Origin of the sequence: Enterobacter genomosp. O (assembly GCF_001022965.1) — a bacterium.
Classification (GTDB): Bacteria; Pseudomonadota; Gammaproteobacteria; order Enterobacterales; family Enterobacteriaceae; genus Enterobacter; species Enterobacter cloacae_L.
Genome location: NZ_LECZ01000023.1, coordinates 142,682 through 154,268, shown reverse-complemented (window position 1 = coordinate 154,268; position 11,587 = coordinate 142,682). Strand labels below are relative to the sequence as shown.

At 53.0% G+C, this 11,587-nt stretch carries 11 protein-coding genes and 1 tRNA gene; 5 read left to right on the top strand and 7 right to left on the bottom strand.

From position 1 onward, the window contains the following. Positions 1-6 precede the first annotated feature (6 nt). On the top strand, positions 7-1,617 hold the full coding sequence (locus ABR39_RS06095; protein ID WP_047346195.1) for an AAA family ATPase: 1,611 nt from the start codon (positions 7-9) through the stop codon (positions 1,615-1,617). Then, the gene (locus ABR39_RS06090) at positions 1,617-2,513 is read left to right on the top strand and encodes a hypothetical protein (protein ID WP_047346194.1); all 897 of its coding nucleotides are present in this window, start codon (positions 1,617-1,619) and stop codon (positions 2,511-2,513) included. The genes ABR39_RS06095 and ABR39_RS06090 overlap by 1 nt, the downstream gene beginning before the upstream one ends. Before the next feature lie 229 nt (positions 2,514-2,742). Here the strand turns inward: ABR39_RS06090 and ABR39_RS06085 are convergent, their stop codons facing one another. The 5 genes from ABR39_RS06085 to rraB all read right to left on the bottom strand — a co-directional run bounded on the left by ABR39_RS06085 (position 2,743) and on the right by rraB (position 6,388). Further along, positions 2,743-4,014: a tyrosine-type recombinase/integrase gene (locus ABR39_RS06085; protein WP_047346193.1), complete on the bottom strand. Its 1,272-nt coding sequence runs from the start codon at positions 4,012-4,014 to the stop codon at positions 2,743-2,745. 200 nt (positions 4,015-4,214) lie between these two features. Beyond that, positions 4,215-4,299 (bottom strand) — tRNA-Leu (locus ABR39_RS06080). 105 nt (positions 4,300-4,404) lie between these two features. After that, positions 4,405-5,127 (bottom strand): hypothetical protein, encoded by a 723-nt coding sequence (locus ABR39_RS06075; RefSeq protein ID WP_047346192.1) that lies wholly within the window; start codon positions 5,125-5,127, stop codon positions 4,405-4,407. A gap of 30 nt (positions 5,128-5,157) precedes the next feature. Beyond that, a complete protein-coding gene (gene miaE / locus ABR39_RS06070) occupies positions 5,158-5,916 on the bottom strand; it encodes a tRNA isopentenyl-2-thiomethyl-A-37 hydroxylase MiaE (RefSeq protein ID WP_047346191.1) in 759 nt (252 codons plus the stop codon). A 46-nt stretch (positions 5,917-5,962) separates the two neighbouring features. Beyond that, positions 5,963-6,388 carry a ribonuclease E inhibitor RraB gene (rraB, locus tag ABR39_RS06065; protein WP_039261087.1) on the bottom strand — a complete coding sequence of 142 codons (426 nt, stop codon included), beginning with the start codon at positions 6,386-6,388 and terminating at the stop codon, positions 5,963-5,965. A gap of 99 nt (positions 6,389-6,487) precedes the next feature. Between rraB and argL the strand changes: the two genes are divergently transcribed. From argL to xynR, 3 genes are all read left to right on the top strand, one after another. Beyond that, a complete protein-coding gene (argL, locus tag ABR39_RS26180; protein WP_214442935.1) occupies positions 6,488-6,583 on the top strand; it encodes a putative translational regulatory protein ArgL in 96 nt (31 codons plus the stop codon). Further along, positions 6,553-7,557 (top strand): ornithine carbamoyltransferase, encoded by a 1,005-nt coding sequence (gene argF / locus ABR39_RS06060; protein WP_014830469.1) that lies wholly within the window; start codon positions 6,553-6,555, stop codon positions 7,555-7,557. The genes argL and argF overlap by 31 nt, the downstream gene beginning before the upstream one ends. A 239-nt stretch (positions 7,558-7,796) precedes the next feature. Then, complete coding sequence (xynR, locus tag ABR39_RS06055; protein ID WP_047346190.1) at positions 7,797-8,555, top strand: DNA-binding transcriptional repressor XynR; 759 nt, start codon at positions 7,797-7,799, stop codon at positions 8,553-8,555. 4 nt (positions 8,556-8,559) lie between these two features. On the opposite strand, the gene ABR39_RS06050 is transcribed toward xynR, so the two are convergent. Together ABR39_RS06050 and ABR39_RS06045 are read right to left on the bottom strand one after the other, a co-directional pair. Then, positions 8,560-10,170, bottom strand: a complete 1,611-nt coding sequence (locus ABR39_RS06050) for a glycoside hydrolase family 43 protein (RefSeq protein WP_047346189.1) — start codon at positions 10,168-10,170, stop codon at positions 8,560-8,562. Between the two features lie 11 nt (positions 10,171-10,181). Further along, positions 10,182-11,564 carry an MFS transporter gene (locus ABR39_RS06045; protein ID WP_023334324.1) on the bottom strand — a complete coding sequence of 461 codons (1,383 nt, stop codon included), beginning with the start codon at positions 11,562-11,564 and terminating at the stop codon, positions 10,182-10,184. Positions 11,565-11,587 lie beyond the last annotated feature (23 nt).

Sequence of the window (11,587 nt, the reverse complement as noted above, 5' to 3'; positions counted from 1 at the left end):
TTCATTATGAAATTAACTAAACTTGTACTTGAAAACTTCAGATCTTTTAGAGAACGGCAAGAAATTGATTTTGCGCCTGTAACATTACTATTAGGACCAAACAGTGCTGGCAAAACAACAATTTTAATCGCATTATTTTATCTTCAGCAAATTTTAGACCGTGAACAATGCGATCCTATCTCTTTAGAGGCCATGGGGAAAAGGCGCATAGATGGATTTAAATCTCTTGTTCATAATGGGGATTTAGAAAAAGTAATTACACTAGGTATCGGTTTCGAGCCTGAACAAACAATAGGTGTAGAATATAAAACATATTTAGAAGAACTTGGCGATACTTTCGATATTGATTTTATAAAAATGAGAGATATTGCTGATGAAACCGAAAAGGTTTACGTTGAGTTTAAAATTGCATGGTCAACATTGCGCAGGGCGGCATATATAAAGAGCTATGCTGTTTTTATAAATGATGAGTTTATTGGAGAACTGAGCAATGATGAATATGCTAAATCATCTTTAGTAAAGAGATTGAACTTTACGCATCCGTTGCTTCTTCCTATTGATCATCATTTATGGCTTGAAGCTATTGGCAAGGAAGAATTAGACACGACCGTCAGTGAGTTTGAAATGTCTTTAAATGACTTAATTCCTGGTTTAGATCGTAATAAAAGTGGTGCAACAGACCGAGTGAAATTTGCTAATTATATATTTGAAGATGATAAAGAAAAACCAATATTCCCTATTCTTTTAAAGACGGAAATTGGTGCGTTACCTCAGCTGGGAAGAATTGTTGATACAAATTTGAAAATATTTGACATATCCGAGCCAGTTGAGTATTTTAATCGAGATATAATTACCAGAGTACTAACGCAAGTTTTTACTTCTCCGTTAGATAAATTAAATGATTATTTAAAGGCCAGCGTCTCTATTGGACCGTTAAGAATTATACCAGATTCTGCATTTACACCAAATCCTTATCCAGAACAAGGTGGATGGTTTGATGGCACATCAGCATGGGATAAGCTATGTTTATCTCAACAAAATGATAATGATTTGATTGACAAAGTAAGTGATTGGTTTTCCAATAGAGATAAACTAAACACTAATTATAATATATTTAGTGGAAGAACAATTGCCCCTCAACTCTTAGGTCTAAAAGATAATATTCTCTTCTGTAAAATAGATTCAACCCAAATGTTATTTCCAAATCAAGTCGGTGTCGGATTAACTCAGATAGCACCTCTTATTATTGCTGCCAATATAGTTCAGGATGGATTAATTGCCGTAGAGCAACCTGAACTACACATTCATCCCGCTTTGCAACTCGCTGTAGGTGATCTGTTTACCCACTATCCCTCTGATGTTAAAAGACCTATGTTTTTAGTCGAGACGCATAGTGAGCATATTTTGCTTCGAATTTTAAAAAGAATTAGACAAACAACGGACAAAGAGTTACCTGAATCAAATTACCCAGTAAAACCTGATTTTATATCAGTGATCGTTTTCGAGGATAACAATGGTTCGACTGTTACTAGGAAAATAGACATTACTGATGATGGTGACTTTAAACAAAAATGGCCCAAAGGTTTCTTCGAAGAAAGAAGAGGAGAGCTTTTTTAATGTTCTACGAATGCGCAATTTCACCAGAAGCTTTGTTTGAGATCGCAATTGATCGGAGAAATTATCGTGACTTCATCAAAGGGTTTTCTACGGGCGGTAACTTTCTCTATAGTGAATTACCAAAACTGAAGAGAAACAAAAGACAATTGCTAGAGTTATTAAATGCTAATCATAGTGAACTTCAAAAAAAACGATTAGAAGACCTTATTATTTTTTTAAATCAAAACAAGGTTAGTAGGGTTTATGATTATGTTGGTGAAGTGTCATGGTTAGATAACATTTCCTCTGTAAATCGAATTGAACAATTTGATCATATAGTGAGTTCTACTCCTTATGATAACCTTAATGTAACTAATATAGATGATTTCTTCGGATTAAATTATTCTCGACAGAAAATTGTTGCTAGAGTTGCAGCGGATATGACATCTATAATCTCATGTTTGTTAAAAACATCAGAGCATATTATTATTGTTGACCCATACTTTAGTGACAAACAAAGATGGTGGAATGTATTTATTTCATTGCTTAGGGTTAGCGCTAATAATTCTTATAAAAAAAGCTTAAATATAGATGTTGTATTCGATGGGAGTAAAGAAAATTCCCCAACGGTAAATTATTTGGCTGATAAATTGAACCGTGAAAACTTTATCTTCCCAGAGAATTTTTCATTAGCTGTAAATTTTAAGTCTTTGAGTGCACGCGAAAGTAATGAACGACTGCATAACAGATACGTTCTTTCCAATCTTGCTGGAGTTTGTTTCATGCATGGTTTAGATGAAGGAGAAGGAACAGATGATGTCTCTATTTTATCGGAAGAGGTATATAATAAAAGATGGGAGCATTACACTACGAATAATGTTTTTGATTTAATCGAACAGCGTGAAGTTATATTTTAACTATTCTTCTTTACTGATTTCAATTAAGTATCATAAAATTATCAGGAGCTTTTAAAGATTATTCAATAAACAACTGAAAAAACATTATGATTATATTTATCTTGACCGGGACTATCAAAATGATAGTCCCGGTCCTCTGTTATCTACATTACTTCTAGAAAAAATAGCCAACCAGTCTCCCCTATAAGGCAGGACAAGTGGTTTTAATTTTACATGTATGATAAACAACTCATGCGCCATTACCTCGATTGTTCTTCGCATAGTCAAACGGCGTAATCGCTCTCTTCCGATTCGCATCCAGAAAATCAGCCCACCATTGCAGCATCAACTTACGCTCATCCAGATGTTCCGCTTTATGGATATACGCCGCCCTCACCGAATTGCGTTCCATATGGCTCATTTGCCGCTCCACCGCATCCTTCGACCATAGCCCTGACTCAATTAACGAACTACAGGCCATTGTGCGGAAACCGTGACCGCAAACCTCAACTTTGGTGTCATAGCCCATCACCCGCAATGCACTGTTCACCGTGTTCTCACTCATAGGCTTACGCGGATCATGATCGCCAATAAAAATCAGCTCATGCTTATCACCACAAAACTGTTTTATCTGCTTCAGGATCGCCAGTGCCTGCTTTGAAAGCGGCACCAGATGAGGTGTACGCATCTTTGATCCTCGCTGAGAATGTTTCACGCCGGGAATAGGCTCTCGCTCAGGCGGAATGGTCCACATTGACGTTTCAAAATCGATCTCTGACCAGCGAGCAAAACGCAGCTCACTGGATCGAATAAAGATAAGCAGAGTGAGTTCTGTCGCCCAACGGGTTAGCGGCCTGCCGGTATAGCTGTCTATTTTCTCAAGTAACTCAGGGATGCGCTTTAATTCCAGCGCCGGACGATGTTGTCGATTTCTGGAAGCGACCGCCCCAGCCATCTCTTGTGCCGGGTTGTAATCAATTAACCCGCTTTGCACTGCATAACGCATGATGGCCGTGGTGCGCTGTTGAAGACGGGAAGCCACCTCAAGACGTCCAGATGTCTCTACGGCTTTGATGGGAATTAACAGATCGCGGGTACCCAGTTCAGCAATATTGCGAGTACCAATTGCCGGGAAGATATTGTCCTCAAGGCTCCTTTTTACGCGATTAGCATGATCTTCCGACCATTTCTGATTGGTAGTGAGCCACTCTCTGGCAACCTTCTCGAAAGTAATAATTTCTTTCGCCTGTTCTTCTTTCACAGCACGTTTATGCTCACGAGGATCGATACCAGCAGCTACCAACCTTCTGGCCTCTTCCCTTTTCTTCCTGGCATCCGCCAGTGAAATTTCAGGATAGACACCGAACGCCATTAAATGCTGTTTACCGCCAAAACGGAAACGAAATCGCCAATACTTGGAACCGTTAGGTTTTACAAGTAAGAACATGCCGTCACCGTCAACAAGTGAATACTCTTTCTCCTCAGGTTTCGCAGAACGAACTTTAGTATCCGTTAGGGCCATAATGGTCCTCCTTCCATTGGTATTTCGTGAGTATACAAGCAATATCGAATCGGCAAATATACTCATTAGTATACTCACGAGCTTGTTGATGTGGGTTGAGTTAGGTTGACTTCAGTTGAGGAGAAAATCGTGGAAAGCCTTGTGTGTCGCGGATTCCAGACATAAAAAAAGACCTCAGTTGAGGTCCATTTACATGATTTTGGTGCCGAAGGCCGGACTCGAACCGGCACGTATTTCTACGGTTGATTTTGAATCAACTGCGTCTACCGATTTCGCCACTTCGGCACTGAAGGGGATGCGGAAACGTTGTGGATTATACCTGTCGCGCGCCGCCATGCAAGCGACGACGCGCTAAACCCGCGCTAAGTGCCCAAAAAACCAGCGCTACCGTCAGTCCAGCTCAGACACTGCCAGCCGAATCACCCTCGCCGCCTTCTGCTCCGGCAGCGCCAGCACCTTGGCCCACATCTCCTGCACCATGTCGCAGGAGAGCTTCTCTTTGCCCACCGCCTTCTCCGGCGTCTGCAGCAGCTGGATGTCCTCGCCGTACTTATCGGCAAGTGCCTTCATAATCGGTCGCACGTCCTCGACAGCCGCCTCGCGTTCGGCCGGAGTCACGGTGTGGCGGTTTTTGCCGTAGGCCGCGCGCATCATGTCGGCGTCAGCCTGCATGCGCCGCGCCATCAGGTCTTTATCCAGCATGCGCATCGGATTGATGCCGCCCTTCACCATCGGGTAGAGGAAGCGGAAGCAGGCGTCGTCGCTCACCTTCTGGATGGCGGCGGTCTGCTCCATGTTGATGGTCATGTAGTTCACCACGTTGGCGTCCGGGGCGTTTTGCAGGCGCGACATCTGCAGATGCAGGATCTGCGGCTGGATGGTGTCGATAATCTGCTGCTCCGGCTCGCCCGCTTTTTGCAGGGCGGCCATCTGGTCGAGGATGCGCTGATGCAGCGCGGGCTCCTGCTCCTTAATCACCTGCCAGGCGGGCATCGCGTTGAGGGCGTTATCCATCTGCCGTTCCGGGGCGCGCTGCCTGTCGAAAAACACCCAGAACGCCACGGCGGCAGCCGCAATGACGACAATCACAATACGGGTCCACGTTTTATTCATCTCGCATCCTTATCCTTGAGTTATGCCGGTTTACACCGGCACGCCGCTGTGGAAGCGAAACTCGTTGTCCGGTGTCGAGATAAGTGTGGCTTCAATTTCGCCAAAAAGCTTTATGCGCGGTGAGATATCGTCGTCGCTCACCTGCCGGGCCAGCGTCAGGTAGTCCTGATAGTGGCGCGCTTCCGAGCGCAGCAGTGAGAGATAGAACTTCTGCAGGTCGTCGTCGAGGAACGGGGCCAGCGCGGCGAAGCGTTCGCAGGAGCGGGCTTCGATGTAGGCGCCGCAGATGAGCTTGTCGATCAGCGTCAGCGGTTCGTGGGTGCGCACTTCCTTCAGCATCCCTTTGGCGTAGCGGCTGGCGGTGATTTTGACGTACGGAATGTCGCGGACCAGCATCGCCTCACGCACCTGCCAGAAGTGGTGCAGCTCCTCTTTAATCAGCATAACCATGCTGTCGATGAGCGCCTGGCCCCACGGGTCGTCGGTTTTGGGCATCACGCTTTTGCCAATCTGCCTGTGCAGGGCGATGAAGTCCGGCTCCGGGCCGTCGCGGAAGGTGAACTGTTCGTAGGGTTTGAGCCAGTCGAGCAGCGCGTCGGCACCGCTTTCGTCGGCGACGTATTTACGCACCAGCAGCAGCGCGGTCTGGGCGGCCTTGAGCTCGCACACCATGTGGTCGGTGAGCAGCAGCGGCAGGTTCGCCGGGTCGCGGGCTTTATCAATCCATGCTTGCGGGGTCGGGCACTGGAGGAAGTTGAGTACGGGGGCGAGTATCTGCGGGTAATCCATGGTTCTGCCTTGAAAAAGCGGTGGCGCGCGCCACCGCCTGAAACGCTTAGTGACGCACGCCGTCGTCGTCTTCGTCGACGAAATCTTCGTCGTCGCCTTCTTCGCCGTCTTCACCATTCGGATCTTCGAAGTAGGTTCCCCAGCCGTCGTACTCCACTTCAAACTTCTCGGCCAGGTTCATCAGCTGTTCTACCTGCGCGTCGATAAGCTCCGCCTTCAGCGCGCCTTCGCTCAGGATGTCGCAGCAGATGACGGTGTCGCCCTCTTCCACTTCCAGCTCTTCCGGCTCGGTCACTTCGTAGCCCAGCTTGAAGGCCTCTACCGCCAGTTTTTCCAGCGCGTCGAAATCATCCGCAGAGAAATGGTGCTCGATGGTGTACAGCGCGTCCGGATCGCTACCGTCTTCCAGCAGTTCTTCAATAATCAGGCGCGTCTCTTCGCGTTGCTCTTCCAGGTGTTCCGGGTTTGCCATGGCTCAATCCTCTTTAAAGTGCGGCAGATACTTCTATTTTCACACACGGACGGGTTTGCCTCCACCTTTGTTGGAAAGATTTGTGAAACGGGGTTGCAAATGAATAATTACACATATAAAGTGAATTTTAATTCAATAAGTGGCGTTCGCCATGTGAGGATAAAATGTCTGATCTGTATAAGAAACACTTTCTGAAATTGCTCGACTTTACCCCTGCACAGTTCACTTCTCTGCTGACCCTTGCCGCACAGCTCAAAGCCGATAAAAAAAATGGCAAGGAAGTACAGAAGCTTACCGGTAAAAACATCGCGCTCATCTTCGAAAAAGACTCAACCCGTACACGATGCTCTTTCGAAGTTGCCGCATTTGACCAAGGCGCGCGCGTGACCTATTTAGGGCCGAGCGGCAGCCAGATTGGGCATAAAGAGTCAATTAAGGACACCGCGCGCGTGCTCGGGCGGATGTACGACGGCATTCAGTATCGCGGTCACGGCCAGGAAGTGGTCGAGACGCTGGCGCAGTACGCGGGCGTGCCGGTGTGGAACGGGCTGACCAACGAGTTCCACCCGACCCAGCTGCTGGCGGATCTGCTGACCATGCAGGAGCACCTGCCCGGCAAGGCGTTTAACGAGATGACGCTGGTCTACGCGGGCGACGCGCGCAACAACATGGGCAACTCAATGCTGGAAGCGGCAGCGCTGACCGGGCTGGATCTGCGTCTGGTAGCCCCGAAGGCCTGCTGGCCGGAAGAGAGCCTGGTGGCAGAGTGCAGCGCGCTGGCGGAGAAGCACGGCGGCAAAATCACCCTGACGGAAGACGTGGCGGCGGGCGTGAAGGGTGCGGACTTTATCTATACCGACGTGTGGGTGTCGATGGGCGAAGCCAAAGAGAAGTGGGCGGAGCGAATTGCGCTGCTGCGCGGGTATCAGGTGAACGCGCAGATGATGGCGCTCACCGGCAACCCGAACGTGAAGTTCCTGCACTGTCTGCCCGCGTTCCATGACGACCAGACCACGCTCGGCAAGCAGATGGCGAAGGAGTTCGATCTGCACGGCGGGATGGAAGTGACGGACGAGGTGTTTGAGTCGGCGGCGAGCATTGTGTTTGACCAGGCGGAAAACCGGATGCATACGATTAAGGCGGTGATGGTGGCGACGCTTGGGGGTTGAGTCCTCTGCGCGTTGGTGCCCTCACCCCGGCCCTCTCCCACGGGGAGAGGGGGAAAACCCAGCCCGTAGGCCCGTGCAAGCGCAGCGCCGCCGGGCGAATCAGGCGGCGATGCGGCCTGATGCCCTCAACCCCGGCCCTCTCCCACGGGGAGAGGGAGCAAACCGGCTCCATTTCATTGATTTTTCACCCCGAAAAAGGTACGTTTTCGCCTTAATTCCAGCGTGGACATGCCAGCATTATGCCGATTATTCAGTCTGTTGAACGTGCGTTGCAGATCCTCGACCTGTTCAACGAGCAGGCCACCGAGCTTAAGATCACCGACATCAGCAAACTGATGGGGCTGAGCAAGAGTACCCTCCACTCGCTGCTGAAAACCCTGCAGCTTCACGGCTATATCGATCAGAACCCGGAGAACGGCAAGTATCGCCTCGGCATGAAGCTGGTCGAGCGCGGTCATTTCGTCGTGGGCTCCATCGATATTCGTCAGAAGGCGAAAGGCTGGCTGACGGAGCTGTCCCAGCGGACCGGGCAGACCACCCATCTGGGGATCCTGGACGGGCGTGAAGGGGTCTATATCGAGAAGATTGAAGGCAAGCTGGCCGCCATCGCCTATTCGCGCATCGGCCGCCGCCTGCCGGTTCACGCCACCGCCATCGGCAAGGTGTTGATTGCCTGGCTGGGCGAGGCCGAGCTGAACGCCCTGCTGGAGGGCTATCAGTATACCACCTATACCCCTTCCACCCTCGCCTCTCGTGAAGAGCTAATGGCCGCCCTGACGCAGACCCGCGAGCAGGGCTATGCCCTGGATAGCGAAGAGAACGAGCAGGGCGTGCGCTGCGTGGCGGTGCCGGTGTGGAACCACGAGTCCCGCGTCATTGCAGCCCTGAGCCTGTCGACGCTGACCTCGCGCGTGGACGACGCTGAGCTGGCTAACTTCCGCGAGCAGCTTCAGCAGGCTGGGCTCCAGCTTTCACGCGCGCTGGGCTACCCGGCCTGAGCCGTCAGGCCGGCTCGTAGGTGAAGTAGTCGAAGTCCGCGTGGCAGCCGTCGCCGCTGATGTCCTCGCAGTGCAGCCCCACAAACGCGCCGGTGAAGAAGCCGCGCCCGCCGATGTAGTCGTCCGACAGTTTCCATGCCTCATACGTTACCGGCACGGCGTGCCACGTCTCGCCGTCGAACGAGTAGCTGTAGCGGTAGATCAGCGTATCCACGTCCACCCGCAGCCAGACGCTCTCCGCACTCTCCGGCACCAGAATCGGCTGCTCGTGCAGCGGCCACGACGGCACGTTGTGGTCGAGCTGGATAACTTTGATGGTTCTCCCCTTCCCCTCCTCGTAGTCCACAAAGCAGTAGCTCCAGTTTTTGCTGTTGTAGTAGCAGGTCAGCCCTGCGCTCTGCTGGAAGTGGACCGGCGAGAACTGCATCCGCGTTTCTGAGCGGAAAGCGAAGTGCTGCCAGCGGCGCGCCACGGTCGACTGGGTAAAGGTCGAGTTGAGCGAGTCGTTGCCGTAGAGCCGTAAATAGCCGGGGCGCGCGGTGAGCGAGCCGAGGGTGTCGTCGAACGGAATGCGCAGGGTCTGCAGCTCCGGGTCAAGCGAACTGGCGTCGAAATCGTCCCGCCAGCCGTTCTGAGCGGTAGCGGGCTGTTCCACCACCTGCGGGCCTTTCACGGTCAGCTGCGCGTGCTTGCCGCCTTCCACGTACGGCCAGCCGTCGCGCCACTCAATGCGGGCGATACCGGTCTCGCGGCCCAGCGGGCAGTAGCCGCGCCCGCCGGAGGCCAGCAGCGGCACGCCGGGCAGGCGCAGCGGGCGGCTGGTGAGGTAGGCCATGTACCACTCTCCAGTGTGGGTCTGCAGCAGCGAGCCGTGCCCGCTCTTCTGCAGCGGGTTCTCCGGCAGGTGCCAACTGGTCATCATCGTCACGTCCGGGTGCAGCTCGTACGGCCCGTCGATATTTTTGGAACGCAGCACCACGACGGCGTGCTCGTAACTGGTGCCGCCCTCGGCGACCATCAGGCAGTACCATCCCGCGTGGCGATAGAGGTGCGCGCCCTCGGTGTAGCAGAGCGGCGTGCCGGTAAACAGCGTTTTGCGCTCCGGCGAGAGCGTGCCGGTCTGCGGGTCAAACTCCTGCAACACGATGGTGTTGTGCGGGTTGCTGTGGTGCCGCGGCCCCCACGGGCGGTAGAGGTAGTACTTGCGGCCATCGTCGTCGTGGAACAGGGACGGGTCAAACCCGCCGTTGCCCATCGGGATCGGCTCGCTCCACGGCCCCTCGATGGACGGCGCGGTAACGAGGAAGTTGCGGCCGTTTTTCCACGGCGAGTCGACAATCTTCACGTCGGTGTAAAGCAGCCAGAATTTGCCGTCGGCATAGCTCAGGCACGGCGCCCAGATGCCGCCGGAGTCCGGGTTGCCCTTCATGTCCAGCATCGACACGCGGTCCAGCGGCGTGCTGACCAGCGACCAGTTTTTCAGGTCGCGGGAGTGGTAGATGCGCACGCCGGGGAACCACTCGAAGGTCGAGGTGGCGATGTAGTAGTCCTCGCCCTGACGGCACAGGGACGGGTCCGGGTTGAAGCCGGTGAGTATCGGGTTAGTGATTTCCATAGTGCCTCCGGTTAATGGGATGCGGCTGTCGCGGCGTCGGGAACGGCCTCGCCCTGCGCCGCGCGGTGCTTGATCAGCTGCTGGCTGATGGCCTCCACGCGGGCGTCGGTGAGCTTGTAGAACGACAGCATGATGAACATGCCCGCGTAGAGCACCACCGGCACCACGCAGAACAGAATTTTGATGGTGGTAAGCACCTCGACCGGCTGCACGCTGCTGCTGGCGGAGTAGTTCACGTACGCCAGGATCCAGCCCACCACCGCCCCGCCAATCGCCAGGCCAATCTTCAGGCTGAACAGGTAGGTGGAGAACACCAGGCCGTCGAGGCGACGTCCGCTGCGGCTCTCCTCGTAGTCCACCACGTCAGAGGCCATCAGCCACTGCAGCGGCGTGGTGGTGTTAAAGACGAACAGGAACAGGATGTTGAGGGCGAAAATCAGCGCGATATGCTCCGCCGGGGTGACGAAAATCAGCAGGCTGATCAGCGAGTAGGCGACGATGATCCACTTGAAGGCGGTGACGCGGTCGAAGCGCCCAAGCAGGCGGGAGGAGCAGAGCGAGCCGAACATGGTGGCGAGGCTGCCGTAAAGTAAGAACTGGGTCGCCATCTCCGGATGATCCATCACGTATTTCACGAAGTAGAGCGTCGCCCCGCCGCGCACCACGTTGGAGCAGGTCGCCATCATCTTGAACGCGCACATGATGCGCCACTGGCTGTTGCCCAGCAGCAGCTTAAGGTCTTTCGCCACCGACGAGCCCGGCTGCACCTCAAAGGTGTAGCGCTCTTTGGTGGTAAAGAAGCAGACGTAGAGCAGCACCACGCCGCTCAACCCGAGCACGCACATGGCGCCGAAATAGCCCACCTGCTCGTTCCCTTTGCCGATGATGCTGACCAGCGGCAGCGCGATGCCGCTAATAGCGAGCGAGCCCGCCGCCGCCAGGAAGAAGCGCCAGGACTGCAGGGCGTGACGCTCTTTCGGGTCGGCGGTAATGACGCCCGGCATGGCGCAGTACGGCACGTTAACGAAGGTGTAGACCAGGGTAAGGAGAATGTAGGTCACGCAGGCGTAGATGATTTTGCCCTGCGCGGAGAAGTCCGGCGTGTAGAAGGTCAGCACGCAGACGATGCCGAACGGGATGGCGCCCCACAGCAGGAACGGGCGGAACTGGCCGTGACGCGTGCGGGTGCGGTCTACCAGCAGCCCCATCAGCGGGTCGGTCACGGCGTCGAGCACGCGGGAGACCAAAAACAGCGTGCCCATAATCCCCGCCGACAGGCCGAAGACGTCGGTGTAGAAGTAGGCCAGCAGGAACATCGTGGCCTGCCAGACGAAGCCGCAGGCGGTGTCACCCAGTCCGTAGCCAATTTTGTCTTTCATGGTTAATTGCGTCATCAGAATTACACCCTTATGTAGTG

Bases quoted from the DNA above. Each gene is read 5' to 3' on its own strand.
- ABR39_RS06095 (WP_047346195.1), top strand. From the start codon at position 7: ATGAAATTAACTAAACTTGTACTTGAAAACTTCAGATCTTTTAGAGAA.
- ABR39_RS06090 (WP_047346194.1), top strand. From the start codon at position 1,617: ATGTTCTACGAATGCGCAATTTCACCAGAAGCTTTGTTTGAGATCGCA.
- ABR39_RS06085 (WP_047346193.1), bottom strand. From the start codon at position 4,014: ATGGCCCTAACGGATACTAAAGTTCGTTCTGCGAAACCTGAGGAGAAA.
- ABR39_RS06075 (WP_047346192.1), bottom strand. From the start codon at position 5,127: ATGAATAAAACGTGGACCCGTATTGTGATTGTCGTCATTGCGGCTGCC.
- miaE (WP_047346191.1), bottom strand. From the start codon at position 5,916: ATGGATTACCCGCAGATACTCGCCCCCGTACTCAACTTCCTCCAGTGC.
- rraB (WP_039261087.1), bottom strand. From the start codon at position 6,388: ATGGCAAACCCGGAACACCTGGAAGAGCAACGCGAAGAGACGCGCCTG.
- argL (WP_214442935.1), top strand. From the start codon at position 6,488: ATGAATAATTACACATATAAAGTGAATTTTAATTCAATAAGTGGCGTT.
- argF (WP_014830469.1), top strand. From the start codon at position 6,553: ATGTCTGATCTGTATAAGAAACACTTTCTGAAATTGCTCGACTTTACC.
- xynR (WP_047346190.1), top strand. From the start codon at position 7,797: ATGCCGATTATTCAGTCTGTTGAACGTGCGTTGCAGATCCTCGACCTG.
- ABR39_RS06050 (WP_047346189.1), bottom strand. From the start codon at position 10,170: ATGGAAATCACTAACCCGATACTCACCGGCTTCAACCCGGACCCGTCC.
- ABR39_RS06045 (WP_023334324.1), bottom strand. From the start codon at position 11,564: ATGACGCAATTAACCATGAAAGACAAAATTGGCTACGGACTGGGTGAC.